This is a genomic window from Sphaerochaeta halotolerans, assembly GCF_003429665.1.
Taxonomy (GTDB): Bacteria; Spirochaetota; Spirochaetia; order Sphaerochaetales; family Sphaerochaetaceae; genus Sphaerochaeta; species Sphaerochaeta halotolerans.
On the sequence record NZ_QUWK01000010.1, the window covers coordinates 47,466 to 62,585 of the forward strand.

Sequence of the window (15,120 nt, forward strand, 5' to 3'; positions counted from 1 at the left end):
TCAAGATTACATCTGATACTATAATCTGTCAATATTGATATATATAGCTATAATTGATAATTATAGTATTATTTAACTATATATCAAAATATAGTAAATAAAGTCAATGAAAGGTATCAATACCCTTGGACTCAGGAGGCGTTGCCTCCTTTTTCACTCAAGGGACGGGGTGTCTCACTTTACTTTCCAGGAACTCGCTCGAAAGAGGAACCATCATGCTGATTCCTTTCCTCTCACTCCGTTGGGAAATGATTCTTTCTATATTGCAGTGCAAAGCTGATAGATCGAGACTTTTATTCAATAGAAGGTGTTTCTACAACACTTCCAACGTATAAAATATGTACCTATAGAAATGAATATATGCCATTAGGTGAAATGATATCTCTATCAAGAAAAAAATAACGATTGCTAGTGTTAATACTTGACACTAGCAACTAATAATATTACTTTTTCATCGTTCGTTACTTGAGGAGTTGCTAATGAAGAATGTATTGATCATAGGTGGTGTTGCAGCTGGAGCAACTGCAGCGGCAAGAGCACGCAGACTAGATAATGATGTGAATATCACACTCTTGGAGGCAGGGGCAGACGTTTCATTTGCAAACTGTGGGCTTCCTTACTTTCTTGGACGAGATATTGAATACCGTTCTTCCTTGATTCTTGCAAGTGAAGAGACGTTTCATGAACAGTATCGTGTAAAGGTCCATACCCATACAGAAGCGATTGCTATTGATCGAGAAAAAAAGCAGGTCAAGGCATTGAATACAGGTACTGGAGAAGAGTTTGTTTTCCCCTATGACTCGCTTATTCTTGCACAGGGGGGCAAGCCGGTTGTACCGCCATTGCCGGGTGTCAACAAAGAACATGTGTTCCAGCTCTGGACCCTTGCAGACATGGATAGGATCGACCACTACATCAGTGAAAAAGAACCCAAGAAGGCAGTAGTAGTTGGTGGTGGTTTCATTGGTCTAGAAATGGTGGAGGCTCTTACCAAGCGTGGAATTGCAGTCACCCTCGTAGAAATGGCACCACAGGTGATGCCTAATCTGGAAGGGGAGTTTGCCGGTTTCATCACGAAAGAACTGCTTGACTATGGAGTGAAACTCAAGCTCGGGAAATCAGTTGAAGTCATTGAAGATACCAAGGTAATCTTGAATGACGGTTCAACTATTGATACCGATTTTGTCTTGCTCTCAGTGGGTGTACGTCCAACACTACAACTTGCAAAAGATGCTGGCCTTGATATGGGCTCTTCCGGTGGCCTCAAGGTCAATGATCAGATGTGTACCAGTGATCCTTCCATCTTTGCTGCTGGGGATATGGTAGAAATTTCTCACAACGTACTTGGCAAGAACGTAAGGATGCCACTTGCAGGGCCGGCAAACAGACAAGGAAGAATTGTTGGAGAGAATGCGCTTGGAGGATCCCGTACCTATAAAGGTGTTTCAGGTACATCCGTGGTTAAAGTATTCGAAGCTGTAGCAGGTTCTACCGGCTTGAGCCTGAAGGCGAGTAGGGATGCAGGCATCGACGCCGATGCAGTTGTCGTACACAAAGCAAGCCATACCGCATATTTCCCTGGTTCTGAGAAAGTAAGCTTGATGTTGATCTTTGACAAGAAGAGCAAGAAAGTCCTTGGAGCCCAGGTTGCTGGTCGTGTTGGTGTTGACAAGAGGATTGATGTTATTGCCACTGCAATTGCAGGAGAATTGACGCTTGAAGACCTCGCTGAACTGGACTTGGCCTACGCTCCTCCGTTCAACTCTCCCAACGGTCCTGTCAATATGGCAGCGTTCACTGCAATAAATCATGACAGTGGTTTCAGTCCATCAGTGTTAGCACAGGACTTTGAGCATTTTGTCATGGAAATGCAGCCTATTGCCATCGACTTGCGTGATCCGATTAGCTATGGAAAAGCCAATTTGCGTGGAACGAACAACTTGAGTCAGGATATGATCAGAGAGAATCTGGACAAGATCCCCAGGGAGAACCCTATCATTCTCATCAGTGATGATGGACAGAAAGGCCATGTAGTACTCAGAATGCTCAAGGGTGCGGGCTTTGACCGTGTGTTCTACGTGAGTGGCGGTTATATAAGCCTAGAGCGACATGCACGTGCTATAGGCTTCCAGTATCTTCAGGTAGGAAAGTTTCCGATCGTAAAAAAGTCAGTAGAAGATTCAAAGCAGACAAAGGCAGAAGAGAAAGCTGATGAAACGGAAACGCTTGACTCAGATGGACCCATCATCCTGGATGTTCGTACTCCTATGGAGTTTGAAATGGGAGCATACCCAGGAGCAATCAATGTTGGACTCGATTCCCTGCAAGAGTGGGCTGAAGGCATTGAAGACAAGGATCGTGAGATCATCATCTATTGTGCCTCGGGAGCGCGTTCCAGCTATGGCATGCGTATTCTGAACCAGATGGGATTCACCAACGTGGAAAATGGTGGTGGCCTCCATACCATGATGGCCAGGGGATAATACGCTCTCACTGTATCGTACACTTGATGTAAGTATATTCCATCAAGTGTACTATATAGTGTCTTAGGTACTGATTCTTACATACAGACAAAACTTATACTACGTACATCACCCAGGAGATCAACAGGGGATTCCAATTGCAATTTTCTCAACATGACATACGACGGGATTGTGCATTTGCTTCCAAAAGATATCCAACTACACATTGATGCTCCAAATACGTATTTCATTGAGGCAAGAAACTTGTAGTTTACTTCCACGGGTAGTGTGGTTTTCCCTGTCATTTCATTGACAAAAGCGGTCCAATCTGACACCATACATCATGATTCATTTCCATGGTTTTCCAATAGATGATCTTGAAATACCAAGAAACCAGATGGAACCTTTGCAGTGTATCGATTGTGCCCTGATGCCGTATCGCGAATCATTGGACCTGCAGGTCAAACTTCATGAGAAAGTATCATCAGGAGCTTTACCATCGGTGATACTGTTAGTCGAACATCCCCCGGTCATCACACTTGGCTTACACAAAGACCACAATCAGTTGCGCCGAACGGAGAAACAGGTATCCGACATGGGCATCGATGTAGTACAGATACGAAGAGGTGGTGGAACCACCGCTCACAATCCAGGACAATTGGTAGTGTATCCGATAGTGGATGTTGAAAAATTTGGTTTCCATGTAGCACCATTCGTCCACTACTTGGAGCATCTCGCCATGGACGTCCTTGCCAAGACTGGAATACAAGCAGAGAGAAGAAACCGATATCCCGGACTCTGGGTGCATGGGAGAAAAATCGCCTCGGTCGGCCTCCAGATAAGCAAAAAGACCAGTATGCACGGCATAGCAATCAATCTATACAATGATCTTGGCATCTTTGACCACATTGTGCCATGTGGGATCGCTGGGGTGGAGATGACCAGTTCTGAAAGGGAGGGAGGGCTCAAAGTCCCGATGCAACACCTGAAGGATGTGGTTCAATCCAGACGAATCGATCTTCTCTTTGAGTATGGTGCGAAACTGGGGGCAATACGATGAAATCCGATCATGTTCCTTTCCCTCCCTGGATCAGAAAGGGTTTGTCCACTGGGGTGCAATATCACAAAACGGAGGACCTTCTCGGGAGAATGGAAATTGACACCATCTGCAGGCAGGCCAATTGTCCCAACCAAAGTGAGTGCTGGACAAAAGGAACCGCTACCGTTTTGATTCTCGGCACCCTTTGCACCAGGAATTGCCCCTTCTGTTCTGTCTCCCATGGCATACCTGAGCATCCTGACAGCGATGAACCGAGAAGAATCGCAGAATTGTCAAGAGAACTGGGATTGCAATATCTCGTGATCACCAGCGTCGACCGGGACGATCTTCCCGACGGAGGGGCTTCGCAGTTCAGGGATGTAGTCGCTGCTTGCAGGAAGACAAATCCCTCGATGCGTTTTGAACTGTTGGTACCCGACTTCAGGAATATTCAGGAAGAAGCCCTTGAAATCCTTGATCCGGTACGCCCTTTCATTTTCGGGCACAACTTGGAGACGGTACCTGAGTTATATGCTGTGGCTCGTCCCGGCGGGGAGTATGCCAGGTCGCTTCGGTTGCTCTCCATGGCCAGAAAGCGTTGGCCGGAAATTCCGATAAAAACATCCTTGATGCTTGGCCTAGGAGAAACTGAGGACCAAGTAAGACAGGTTCTCATTGATTTACGAACCATAGGGTGCGACCGCTTATGCTTGGGACAATACCTCAAACCCACTAAGCATTCCCTTCCAGTCAAGAAATTCATCCATCCTGATGATTTCGCCAAGTGGCGCGATGAGGCAAAGGCTATGGGGTTCAATTGGATACTTTCCGAACCATTCGCTCGGAGCAGTTATCATGCCGAGGAGCCTAGTCACTTTTAATCGCTAAGGAGGAGGCCATTTCAAATCTGGCTTCCCCTATGATCAGAAGGCGAATGAAAGGACACACGATTGGGCAAGGTTTTTGGAAGACGTCGAGAATATTCAAGAGAGACCTGTTCAATGTGATGCGCATGTAGCTGATTAGGAACATCTTCCTTCCCATCTGGGTAGTAATCGGGTCAAAGCAGTTGTCCGAAAGATCGATGTTCCAGGGCAGAAGTTTCTGACAATCCTTTTCAGTGGGGCAGTAGGGGCCCCTGTCCAGAAGAGCCCAAAGGTAATCCATCTCATTAATCTTGGTAAGCTTCGCGTTCTGGGCAAGCGTATGCATCACACTGGAAACCTTTGCCCCGCTATCAGTATTGGAAAAAAACCAGTTGGACGCACCCATTGAAAATGGGCGGGTCAATTGTTCAGTGGAAAATAGGAAATTTCGTATTTCTTGCGTTGTACTAAATCGTGTGTGTCATGCAGGCCGGAGAAGGCATGGCCAAAGAATGCTGATTTTAGCACGCTCCCGCAGGCCGTCAGAATCCTAGGTCACGGCGGGAACTACAATGACAAACGATCAGCAGGAACTGTTCTTGCCGCATCGATTGTGTTGGAATGAAAGTTGTCCTGAAAAAAGAGATTATGGAAGAACTCGATTAGATACTTGAATCCAGCAGCACCCAATCCTGCGATGGGTCCTACAAGGATACAGAGCAGACTAATGTAATTTGTCAGTTTTATATGAATTCACAAATCGGCAGCAGTTACGTTCGCCACCACCTCTTCAATCTTCTCTGCCGCTCTCTTGATCACCACATAGCCCCTGTCGCTGATGGTCTCCTGGGGAGGTGCGTCCTTTCTCCTCATACTGAGCCAGAGAGCATCACTCCCTACAACCTGCTGGCAAGAGGTGACGAAGTGGGCGACCCTATCAGGTTCCTGTTTGTATGCTGTTAGACATTCTTCAAGAGAAGAAACCTCCAATTCTTTTGCAAGCTTTTTTGTTTCCTGATAGATATCAGCATAGATTTCACTGGTAGTATCGAGTAAGGAAAGCAGATAGAGAGAGGTCTCCAGAGTCAAAGGCCTGAAAAGTCTGAGCTGTAATGTAGTTGAAGTTTGGCCCATGTAATACCCTACAAGATCTCCAAAATCTGAATACGCTTGTGAAATTTCGGTCGCAGTATCCCCTATGGCTTGGTAACACATTGCAAGTGTATCGTCATCTGTCATTCTGAATCTCCTCCCAGGTTGCCAATAATACAGTTACGTCCTGCTTCCTTGGCTTGGAAGAGCAGGGAATCTGCCCGTTGCAGGGCATAATCCAGCGTATCATCGACAGTGATTAGGGTAAAGCCTCCACCCAGTGAACATCCCTGTGAATTTGGATAGTGTTTGCAGATGTCTTTCATTCCTGTTTCTTCTTCCTATACGGGGTGCTTGGAAACCAAGCTTGAGCGAATGGGGAGGATGAAGATGTGCTGAAATTCATCAAGAATGGGAAGCTCTGAGAGCCGGTTACTGCACTTGAGTAATAAAAAGTCAGGAAGTTCATATGATGTGACTCATAGAGACGGTATTCTGGATACAGAAAGCAATATAGGGAGCCAAATGACTCCCTTCATACTATTCATACACATCCCCAAGGGCTCTTGGTGCCTTTGTCTTGGAAGAGAAAAAGAGCAGCAGGACCAGGGTAACGATATAGGGGAGTGTAAGTACAAGGTCACCATAGGAAGAGGGTAGTTCCAACTTCTGTACCAGAACATAGCCAGCGCTACGTGCAAACCCGAAAAGAATGCAAGCAAGGAATGTCCTGCTGATCTTCCAGGAACCGAAGATGTAGGCAGCAATCGCAAGATAACCAAAGCCCATGTAGATATTTGGGGAGAAAGTAGTCGAAATAGAGTAGGCAAAACACATACCACCAAGACCAGCTAACGCTCCACTTACAAGAACCGATATGAATCGGATCTTCATTACGTTTCCGCCAGCGGCAGCGACTGCATGGGGATTGTCTCCGCACGCACGAATATGCATGCCAAACGGTGTCTTGTAGAGGATATATGCCATGATCAAGGCAATCACAACAATAATCGGGACAAAGGTGTACAAATCTGTAAACAAAGCACCGAGGATAGGAATCTTGGAAAGCAGAGGAACTGTGACCTTTGGAAAGATCTCCAGAAGGAACTTGTTCGAGGGTTGCCCGAATACTGATGCATTGATCTGGTTTGCTAAAAAGGCCGTCAAGGCAACGCTGAGCATGTTTATCACCACACCGCTGATAACCTGATTAGCCTTGAATTTTATGCACATCAGTGCATGCAGTGAAGCAAGCAATGCTCCTCCGACCATGGCAAATGCCAATGATGCATAAATAAGCAGTAGAGGATTTCCCGTAATCACACTGCTCAATAATGCATAACTCAGTCCCCCTGCAAATGCGCCAAAGCCAAGCAATCCTTCCAAGGCCAGGTTGATGACACCGCTACCCTCACTGTAGATGCCTCCGATTGCGATAATGAAGAGTGGAATGGAAAAGGCAATTCCCTCGATGATAATGCTATCCATACTTAGACCTCCTCAACTTCGCGGGCATATCGATTTGCAAGAGCCCTGAAGAAAATACCGATTGCACTGAACAGCAACAAAATACTGGTAATCAGTGCAGCGATCTCACGGAGTACCTGCATCCTTGAAGACATATAGGTTGTACCTGAGTCGAAGATCATAACAAGCAGAGAAGCAAAGAAGCTCCCGATGGCGGATGTGTTTCCGAGAAGCGCGACCGCAATGGAGTCAAATCCAAGAGCGGGAAGCACTCTCGGTTGAATCGATGCATTGCTGCCAAGGTAGTAGGAAACGCCAGCCAAACCAGCAAGCGAACCACTGATTAACATCGTGGTAATCACGGTTTTTCCCACATTGATGCCCGCATAGTTGCTTGCCTTGCTATTCAGTCCCACTGCTTGCAGTTCAAACCCAAACCGAGTACGGGTTATGAAGTAACGAATCAGGAAAACGGTGATCAAGGCAAGCGGAAATACCAAGTTGATCTCCATCTTCAAATTCATGATGGGGTAGTCGAACAATGTCAAACGGGCATTCTGTCCTACCTCGACCGACTGACGGGTGATGGGATCGACAAACCTGGTTTGGATGAAGAAGCTGACCACATAACTGATGATGTAGTTGAGCATAATCGCTACCACCACCTCGTTCATATTAAAGCGGTGTCTGAGATATCCGATCAATACCCCGATCAAGCCTCCTGCGACAACCCCGATCAAGACAACCAAGGGTTTAGCAATAATAGGAGCAAGGGAAGAGTATCCTACGAGGATCGTTGCAATAAATCCCGAGAAGACCATGATACCTGAGACGCAGATATTGAAAATACCGCTTTTCAGGGCTACTGCAACAGAAAGCGCTGCAAATATCATTGGGGTAGTGTAATTAAGCAGACTCATGAAGTCAGTCAGTTGACTCTTCTTTCCTGCATATCGTGTTTTAGGAAGAATGCCAGCACCTTGTAGTATACTACGGTACGCCTCAAAAGGATTCTTTCCCAATAATAACAACAATACACTGCCTGCTAGGAGACTAAGAAAGATACAGAATAGACTTACTCTCAGTAGCTGGTGCTTGCCTGGGCCACAACAGATCATGAATATGCGTTTAAAAAGATTAGGCTTTTTCAACATGAACCCCCATCATATACTCGCCAACTTCGAGCTTTGTCATCTCTGATGCCTGCTTGATAGTCTGCACTTTCCCGTTGTAGAGAACCAGAATCGAGTCTGCAAGCTCCATGATTTCATCCAATTCCAAAGATATGAGCAGGATTGCCTTTCCTTGCGCTCTAAGCTCATCAATCTTCTTATGGATTGTTTCTATCGCCCCTACATCCAAACCTCGAGTAGGTTGCACGAAGATCAGGAGGTCTGCCTGAAGATTGATCTCACGTGCAATGATGGCCTTCTGTTGGTTACCTCCGCTCATGCTTCTTGCAAGTGTGTTTACCCCTGAACCGCTGCGAATATCGTAGGTGGAGATAAGTTGCTTGGCGAGCGATTCCATCTCTTGCTTCTGTAGAACTCCACGGGAATTACTGTACGGATCCTGATAGTACTGCTTCAAACATAGATTCTCACGAAGCGGAAAATCGAGTATTAAACCCACTGATTGCCTGTCTTCCGGTATGTAGGCAACCCCTGATTCAATACGCTCACGTACCGTACAGCCACTGATGTCTTTACCTGCAAGAAAAATTGCTCCTTCCTTGACCGGGAGCAACCCTGCAATGGCATCGGCAATCTCAACCTGTCCATTGCCTGCAACACCTGCAATAGAGAGGACCTCTCCTCTGTGGAGTGTAAAACTTACCTTGTCAACCTTACGTATATGCTCATTTGTCTCAACAGAAAGCCCCTCTACCCTCAGTACTTCTGTACCCCGCTTATGCTCTGTTGATGAAAGGGTGAGAGATACTTCTCTTCCCACCATCAATGCACTCATTTCTTGTGTGGTGGTGGAAGCGACATCAAACACCCCAACCATTTTTCCTTTGCAGAGAATGGCACAACGGTCAGCAATCTTCTTGATCTCATCCAATTTATGGGTAATGAGGATGATGGTTTTCCCGCTATCCCTAAGGTTTTTGATGATACCCAACAGGGATTCAATTTCTTGTGGGGTCAATACTGCAGTGGGTTCGTCAAAAATAAGTATCTCGGCATTCCGATAGAGCATTTTTAAAATTTCAACACGTTGGCGTGTTGAGACCGGGATATCCTCAATGATACTCTCTGGGTCCACTTCCAACTGATACTGTTTGGAGAGCTCCCGTACTTTCTCTTTTGAAGATTGTATATCCACATAGGGAAAGAGCCCAAAGTAGCGTTTCTTTGGTTCGATTCCCATAATGATGTTCTCTGTAATGCTCTGGTTCTCCACCAACATAAAATGCTGATGCACCATTCCGATGTTTAGGTCATTCGCAACAAGAGGACTAGAGATATGCTCCTTCTTTCCTCGTATGAGTATGTCCCCCTCATCAGGGATTTGCATGCCAAAGAGCATGCTCATCAATGTCGACTTACCTGCACCATTCTCGCCGAGAATAGCCAAGATTTCCCCTTTCTGGATAGAAAGTGAGATGTCATTGTTCGCAACAATACCAGGAAATCGTTTGGTGATATGCCTGAATTCAACCAAAGTGTCCACGTCGTTTCGCCCCTTCTAAGAAAAGGCACTGGTATCGTTTTGATACCAGTACCTATTGAACATAAAATCAGTTTACCTTGAATTCCTCAGGAGTGAATCCGCCAAAGTTAGAGGCAGGGACGATTGTTCCGTCCTGGACAAGTTTATAAGCCTCCTCAAGTTTCTCTATAGTGGATGCGCTGAGCTGGTGGCGACCGCTTTCTTTTACAAATCCCGTAGAATCAGTGTCAGCCTTCAGCAATACATTGGCTCCTTCAAAGGTCCCATCCTGAATTCTGGAGAGGGCACGATGCACATTCAAACTCATTACCTTCAGTACACTGGTGAGAATGATATTATTGTTTCCGACCTGGCCGTCATCCCACTGGTCGACATCGCAACCTATGACGTGGAGCTTTCCATTACTCTCCTTTGCAGCAGTGAAGACCCCGTTTCCGCTTGCTCCAGCTGCAACAAAGATGGTGTCTACGCCTTGGTCGAGTAGTTGTTGCCCGATGACTTTGCCGGTGGCTTCATCTGCGAACGAGCCAACATAGTTGCCGCCTACATTCGCACCGGTTACATCAGTTCCAGCCCGTGAAGCAAGTTCAACGAGTTTTGCATTGGTACCGAGCTTTTCATTAGCATAGATGACACCGCACTCAAACCCATATTGGTAATTGACGTTTGAGGGGTAGGCCACACCATTTACCACTGCAACCTTGTTTGTCTTGGTCTCAAGGGCAGCAGCAACACCAGCAAAGAATCCACTTTCTTGCTCTGCAAACATCATTGCATACACATTGGGAAGTTCAACCGTGTTGCCTGCAGCATCGGTGGGGTAGGTGTCTACCAGGATGAACTTGGTCTCCGGGTTTTCTTTAGCCAATTCGCCAATACCTGCAAACTGGAATCCAGTACACACAAGTACATCATACTCAGCAACAACATCAGCAGCTGTCTTCAAGGCAGCTGCAACATCCCCGCTGGGTTCACGAATTGCGGTAACTTGAGCTTCCGGATGCTCATCGATGAAGGCCAGGATTCCGTTATAGTTGTCCTGGTTGAATGAACCATCATCCACTCCACTCGGTGTGGTGATAATGGCAATATTCAAGCCTGCTGCCTGAGATGCCTTTTCAGTGGAACCTGCTGCGAACAGCATTCCTGCAATAAGAACAATTGCAATAAAACCAACAATTTTCTTCATGTCTATCTCCTTCTGACTATTTTGTGATATCCATCATTTTCCATGATGATTGATCCTCTTGATATTCCTTTTGATCAAATGCTTAGATGGTTCTTAATTTTTTCAGCATTTGGGGATTCAATTATTCCCTTCTCCGTAATAATACCTGTGATAAGTGTAGCATCAGTAACATCAAAAGCAGGATTATACACACTCACATTCTTCGGCCCCGTACGTTTTCCAAAACCATTGACTACTTCATCTCCATCACGTATCTCAATGATAATGTCATTTCCCGTTGCTGTTGCAACATCAAACGTAGAACTAGGAGCAGCAACATAAAATGGAATATTGTAGTACCTAGCAAGTATTGCGACACCAGAAGTGCCTATCTTGTTGGCCGTATCTCCGTTTGCAGCAATACGATCAGCTCCTACAATCACAGCATCAATCTTCCTTTCCTTCATTACCAATGATACCATAGTATCACAAAGAATAGTGACATCAATGCCACCTTTTGCAAGTTCATAGGCTGTGAGTCGGCTTCCTTGCAACAACGGTCTTGTTTCATTCGAGAATACCTTGAATTGGTACCCTTGTTCATGACCAAGATAGAGTGGGGCAAGCGCAGTCCCATATCCGCTGGTTGCCAGTCCTCCTGCATTGCAATGTGTCATTACACCCCACTGTTTCTTCTTGTCGAAGAGTGACAATCCATGCATTCCAATGGATTTCCCCATTGCTTGATCTTCCAAGAAAATCTGGTTGCTTTCCTGCAATAATGCTGCAAGTAGTTGCGTTTGGGTAATGCCTTGCTTCCCCAGATTCTCATGGAAAGTCTTTTCCATGCGATCCAAAGCCCAGAATAAATTGACAGCAGTGGGCCTACTGGAAGCAAAATATTCTTTCAGGGCCTTCATATCCTGTTCCATTGCATCCAAGCTTGGGTATGTATTCTGAGAGAGACATACATACATACCATACGCCGCGGCAATACCAATAGCAGGTGCACCGCGAACACGTAGTTTTTTAATAGCCTCAAATATTGATTCTCGCGTATCAAGATATAAGAATACCTCTTCGACTGGAAGTTTTGTTTGGTCCAGCAGTACGAGTTTCTCTGGGTGTTGCTGCAAGCGGACGGGAAGAATAGTAGGCATAGTGAACTCCTGAATTATATTTGAAGGACTGCATGGGAGCAGTTACAACTATCTTGGGTTAGTAGTTGGGAAGTGAAAATGGAATTGATGACCTGCAACACAGAATCTTTCGCTGCTGCTACTCTCTGCCCATGGTCAATCTGGGCAAGATTTTCATCTTTTATCCCGCATGCCATATTGGAGATAAGCCCGATAGCGGCATAACACATCCCCAATTCCTTGGCTAAAAACATTTCAGGGAGGCCTGTCATACCTACCAATGTGCCACCAAGTTTTTGGAACATGGCAATCTCTGCTTTGCCTTCAAAGCGGGGTCCTTCCGTACATACATACACCCCCTTGGTATGGATAGGCAAATCTCTAGCTTGTGCTGTCTGGATAAAGAGGGAACGAAGATTCTTGCAGTATGGATCATGCATATCAACATGAGCAACGGTATTGTCCTTCCCATCAAAGAACGTTTTTTGACGACCAGAGGTAAAGTCCAAGAAGTCTTCAATAACCACTATTGAACCTTCCACAACAGCCTCATCCATTGACCCACTCGTGAGTAGGGCAAAGATATGGGAAACCCCTTCTTGTTGGATTGCCTTCATCTGGGCTCTATAGTTGATGGCATGAGGAGGCGTAGTGTGTGCTCTTCCATGCCGGGGAAGAAAAAGAATCTCTTCACCTGATAGAATGAACCGGTATGTTTCTACAACCCCATAGATAGTCTCAACGGGAAATGGACCCGAAAGATTTGCCAGAGACCCGACTCCTGTTCCTCCAATGATAGCTTTTCTGCAATGTGGCATGGTATAATTCCTTTATAAGTCAGAGGGCTGAGCAATGACAAGATTCTTCATTTTTGTTGCATCAAGCCCAGCTTTTTCCGTAGTAATGATATAGTCGAAATCATCAACGTTAGCGAATTCATAATGGCTGAATGCAGAAAACTTGGTTGAGTCTGCAATCAGGATGCGCTTCTTTGCACGACGAAGAGCCAGTTGATTAATAACTGAAACATCCTGGTCAAAGGAGGAAATCCCTTGGTTCGAAACGGCACTTGCTCCAATGATACAGGTACTGAAATTCATTTTTTCAATTTTTTCATATACATCAGGGCCATGGGTAATCCCATAGTTATTGTCAAGAGCTCCCCCAATTACAATTGTCTTGACGTTGTATTCCAATAATTTTGAAAGATGAAATATGCCGTTTGTCACCACTGTTATATGCTTTCCAGAGAGAAACCCGATAAGATACGTTTCCGTAGTTCCCGGACCAAGGTACAAGAATTCATTATCCTCTAATAATTTTGCAGCTGTGCTGCAAATCAAGTACTTCTCTTCTGAATTCATCTCCAATCTTGCAACAACGGAGTGCTCGACTTCTTCATTAGGCCTCACCCCACCACCATTCAGGAGAATAATTTTGCCTTCTTCTTCAAGTTTCTTGAGATCTCGACGAACGGTTGGAAGGGAAACTTTGGTCAATTCCAGAATATCTTCGATGTAGGCAATCTGCTTCATCTTGATGTAGGAATAGATTTGATTCTGACGAACATATGGAATCATATGAGTGGGCTCCATGGTAGGTGTATTTACATACCTGCATGAAGGATATGCGACCGATATCTGGCAACCTATCCTACAGGTACAATCTTACTGGTAATCTGAACCGGTGAGATACCGGTAAAAGGCATTATTTACAAACAAGGTATGTTCCTGTACTTCCAATCCACTAAGTCCTTCCAGAGTAATGATGAGGTTGTTCTTGTTCTCGATCAAGGAGAAGGGATGAATGGAATACCCATTTTCCCTAAGAATACAGTCTACAATTTCCTGATAGGCTTCTGTATCTGCATTGAAATTGGTGCTGTATAGGGGCTGCCACCAAGAATCACTAAGCAAGGCTGCATTGCTGTCTTTGGCTTGATTCTCATCATTCTTCTTTGCATAAGCATTGATGATCTGGTCGAATTTCAACAAATCTTCTTTCTTTTCAAACTCAAATTTTGCATCATACTCAACTGCATAAGCAAGATAGAAGTCTTCACTGTTTTCAAGTACCATGTAGTAGGGGCTTGGTTCAGGTACAGGACCCCAGTCGAGCAAGTACTCATAGATAGATACTTTTGGCTCAATTTGTAGCTTTGCATTCATTCCCTCACTGGCGAGCAGGACAACAAGTTGTTTGAGATGGGTTTCATCACTGTGCCCATATTGGATAGTTCGTGAAGGAATAAATTGTGCGTCATCTGCGTCCCTTTTTAAATTGTATCCGGTAGAAGCTTTCCTTTTGACTGCTTCTGCACCTATTGCATCCAAATTATTGTCAGTAAAGAGGGTGTAGTGGTCGAATGAGTTGGAAATACGCATTAAAATATCACTATCCTGTACATTGCCGATATAGTTTCTACTTATTCCATTCGCATTGGCAATGCTCATCAGTAGATTTGATGCTGTATGGCTGGAAAGTGGGGCATTACTTATGATTTCTTCTGCAACTGAGGAAGGAAGTAGCGATGCATCCAAGGCACATGCAAGATACTTCTGGACATCGGAGGGGACTTCACGAGAGATGCCATGGAAGGATAGTCGTGTTGCAGCTTTCTCCGAACTATAGGTCAAGGCAAGTTCAGTGAGATCAGCAGCATCGACGAGTGCCTCAAAGATGTCCTTCTGCTCCTGTATTTCAACAGGAGTATTGGTAATTTGCGTGAGTGCTTCGGCAAATGTTGCGATATCCACTGAATCGGATGGAAGTGTGATTCGGAAATAGTGATCAAGATATTCAGCATTGCTTTGATCAGCAAACTGGTTCTGAAGAGGTTGGCCTTCATTAATTCCTGCACTAAAGAGCAAAGCCGTTACACACAGAATAGCTGCAACCATCGTGATTTTTTTCATGGTGACTCCCTTTTCTCTGTACTTGATGGAATGTACATACTCAGAGGGTATCATTGAATCATAAATATGTCGAGAAAAATCATAAAGTGATTTTTTATGAATTCCAGTGAGTTTTTTGTTATTCCAGATAGCACCGTTGCTATATTGAAAATTTTATACCCAGGGAAACTTCTAATAAGCTCTTTACTAGAGAAGGATTGAAAGAGGAGGAGTAAAGCGAAAGATTGCTAATAGCAAACAATTATAGCATGTTTCTTGACAAAGTGACAACTTTAATAGTTTAATAGAGTTGTCGG

At 45.0% G+C, this 15,120-nt stretch carries 15 protein-coding genes; 4 read left to right on the forward strand and 11 right to left on the reverse strand.

Annotated features, from left to right (window positions below):
* The first annotated feature begins 106 nt into the window (after nucleotides 1-106).
* The 4 genes from DYP60_RS14295 (at nucleotide 107) to lipA (ending at nucleotide 4,382) form a co-directional block, all read left to right on the forward strand.
* Nucleotides 107-280, forward strand: a complete 174-nt coding sequence (locus tag DYP60_RS14295; protein ID WP_160525593.1) for a hypothetical protein — start codon at nucleotides 107-109, stop codon at nucleotides 278-280.
* A gap of 199 nt (nucleotides 281-479) precedes the next feature.
* Nucleotides 480-2,483, forward strand: a complete 2,004-nt coding sequence (locus DYP60_RS10135; protein WP_117330895.1) for an FAD-dependent oxidoreductase — start codon at nucleotides 480-482, stop codon at nucleotides 2,481-2,483.
* A gap of 376 nt (nucleotides 2,484-2,859) precedes the next feature.
* A complete protein-coding gene (gene lipB, locus DYP60_RS10140) occupies nucleotides 2,860-3,522 on the forward strand; it encodes a lipoyl(octanoyl) transferase LipB (protein ID WP_165849555.1) in 663 nt (220 codons plus the stop codon).
* Complete coding sequence (gene lipA, locus DYP60_RS10145; RefSeq protein WP_117330897.1) at nucleotides 3,519-4,382, forward strand: lipoyl synthase; 864 nt, start codon at nucleotides 3,519-3,521, stop codon at nucleotides 4,380-4,382. The genes lipB and lipA overlap by 4 nt, the downstream gene beginning before the upstream one ends.
* Here lipA and DYP60_RS10150 read toward each other — a convergent pair.
* The 11 genes from DYP60_RS10150 to DYP60_RS10200 all read right to left on the reverse strand — a co-directional run bounded on the left by DYP60_RS10150 (nucleotide 4,369) and on the right by DYP60_RS10200 (nucleotide 14,824).
* Nucleotides 4,369-4,791: a hypothetical protein gene (locus DYP60_RS10150; protein WP_206363133.1), complete on the reverse strand. Its 423-nt coding sequence runs from the start codon at nucleotides 4,789-4,791 to the stop codon at nucleotides 4,369-4,371. The two genes, lipA and DYP60_RS10150, sit on opposite strands and share 14 nt — an antisense overlap.
* Before the next feature lie 329 nt (nucleotides 4,792-5,120).
* Nucleotides 5,121-5,606: a hypothetical protein gene (locus DYP60_RS10155; protein WP_117330899.1), complete on the reverse strand. Its 486-nt coding sequence runs from the start codon at nucleotides 5,604-5,606 to the stop codon at nucleotides 5,121-5,123.
* Entirely contained in the window at nucleotides 5,603-5,785 is a 183-nt protein-coding gene (locus tag DYP60_RS10160; protein ID WP_117330900.1) for a hypothetical protein, read from the reverse strand. Before DYP60_RS10160 ends, DYP60_RS10155 begins: the two co-directional genes overlap by 4 nt.
* Before the next feature lie 214 nt (nucleotides 5,786-5,999).
* Entirely contained in the window at nucleotides 6,000-6,947 is a 948-nt protein-coding gene (locus DYP60_RS10165) for an ABC transporter permease (RefSeq protein WP_117330901.1), read from the reverse strand.
* Between the two features lie 2 nt (nucleotides 6,948-6,949).
* Nucleotides 6,950-8,080: an ABC transporter permease gene (locus tag DYP60_RS10170; protein WP_117330902.1), complete on the reverse strand. Its 1,131-nt coding sequence runs from the start codon at nucleotides 8,078-8,080 to the stop codon at nucleotides 6,950-6,952.
* The gene (locus DYP60_RS10175; protein WP_117330903.1) at nucleotides 8,064-9,602 is read right to left on the reverse strand and encodes an ABC transporter ATP-binding protein; all 1,539 of its coding nucleotides are present in this window, start codon (nucleotides 9,600-9,602) and stop codon (nucleotides 8,064-8,066) included. Before DYP60_RS10175 ends, DYP60_RS10170 begins: the two co-directional genes overlap by 17 nt.
* A gap of 67 nt (nucleotides 9,603-9,669) precedes the next feature.
* Nucleotides 9,670-10,791 (reverse strand): BMP family lipoprotein, encoded by a 1,122-nt coding sequence (locus DYP60_RS10180; protein ID WP_117330904.1) that lies wholly within the window; start codon nucleotides 10,789-10,791, stop codon nucleotides 9,670-9,672.
* Between the two features lie 74 nt (nucleotides 10,792-10,865).
* Complete coding sequence (gene mtnA, locus DYP60_RS10185; RefSeq protein WP_117330905.1) at nucleotides 10,866-11,930, reverse strand: S-methyl-5-thioribose-1-phosphate isomerase; 1,065 nt, start codon at nucleotides 11,928-11,930, stop codon at nucleotides 10,866-10,868.
* A 14-nt stretch (nucleotides 11,931-11,944) separates the two neighbouring features.
* Complete coding sequence (locus DYP60_RS10190) at nucleotides 11,945-12,727, reverse strand: S-methyl-5'-thioinosine phosphorylase (RefSeq protein WP_117330906.1); 783 nt, start codon at nucleotides 12,725-12,727, stop codon at nucleotides 11,945-11,947.
* A gap of 12 nt (nucleotides 12,728-12,739) precedes the next feature.
* Nucleotides 12,740-13,489, reverse strand: a complete 750-nt coding sequence (locus DYP60_RS10195) for a DeoR/GlpR family DNA-binding transcription regulator (RefSeq protein WP_117330907.1) — start codon at nucleotides 13,487-13,489, stop codon at nucleotides 12,740-12,742.
* An 87-nt stretch (nucleotides 13,490-13,576) separates the two neighbouring features.
* Nucleotides 13,577-14,824 carry a hypothetical protein gene (locus DYP60_RS10200; RefSeq protein ID WP_117330908.1) on the reverse strand — a complete coding sequence of 416 codons (1,248 nt, stop codon included), beginning with the start codon at nucleotides 14,822-14,824 and terminating at the stop codon, nucleotides 13,577-13,579.
* Between the last annotated feature and the right edge of the window lie 296 nt (nucleotides 14,825-15,120).

What these genes read in the sequence shown, in the direction of transcription:
- DYP60_RS14295 (WP_160525593.1), top strand. Translation starts at nt 107, where the DNA reads ATGAAAGGTATCAATACCCTTGGACTCAGGAGGCGTTGCCTCCTTTTT.
- DYP60_RS10160 (WP_117330900.1), bottom strand. Translation starts at nt 5,785, where the DNA reads ATGAAAGACATCTGCAAACACTATCCAAATTCACAGGGATGTTCACTG.
- lipA (WP_117330897.1), top strand. Translation starts at nt 3,519, where the DNA reads ATGAAATCCGATCATGTTCCTTTCCCTCCCTGGATCAGAAAGGGTTTG.
- DYP60_RS10155 (WP_117330899.1), bottom strand. Translation starts at nt 5,606, where the DNA reads ATGACAGATGACGATACACTTGCAATGTGTTACCAAGCCATAGGGGAT.
- DYP60_RS10135 (WP_117330895.1), top strand. Translation starts at nt 480, where the DNA reads ATGAAGAATGTATTGATCATAGGTGGTGTTGCAGCTGGAGCAACTGCA.
- DYP60_RS10200 (WP_117330908.1), bottom strand. Translation starts at nt 14,824, where the DNA reads ATGAAAAAAATCACGATGGTTGCAGCTATTCTGTGTGTAACGGCTTTG.
- mtnA (WP_117330905.1), bottom strand. Translation starts at nt 11,930, where the DNA reads ATGCCTACTATTCTTCCCGTCCGCTTGCAGCAACACCCAGAGAAACTC.
- DYP60_RS10170 (WP_117330902.1), bottom strand. Translation starts at nt 8,080, where the DNA reads ATGTTGAAAAAGCCTAATCTTTTTAAACGCATATTCATGATCTGTTGT.
- lipB (WP_165849555.1), top strand. Translation starts at nt 2,860, where the DNA reads ATGGAACCTTTGCAGTGTATCGATTGTGCCCTGATGCCGTATCGCGAA.
- DYP60_RS10195 (WP_117330907.1), bottom strand. Translation starts at nt 13,489, where the DNA reads ATGATTCCATATGTTCGTCAGAATCAAATCTATTCCTACATCAAGATG.
- DYP60_RS10190 (WP_117330906.1), bottom strand. Translation starts at nt 12,727, where the DNA reads ATGCCACATTGCAGAAAAGCTATCATTGGAGGAACAGGAGTCGGGTCT.
- DYP60_RS10180 (WP_117330904.1), bottom strand. Translation starts at nt 10,791, where the DNA reads ATGAAGAAAATTGTTGGTTTTATTGCAATTGTTCTTATTGCAGGAATG.
- DYP60_RS10165 (WP_117330901.1), bottom strand. Translation starts at nt 6,947, where the DNA reads ATGGATAGCATTATCATCGAGGGAATTGCCTTTTCCATTCCACTCTTC.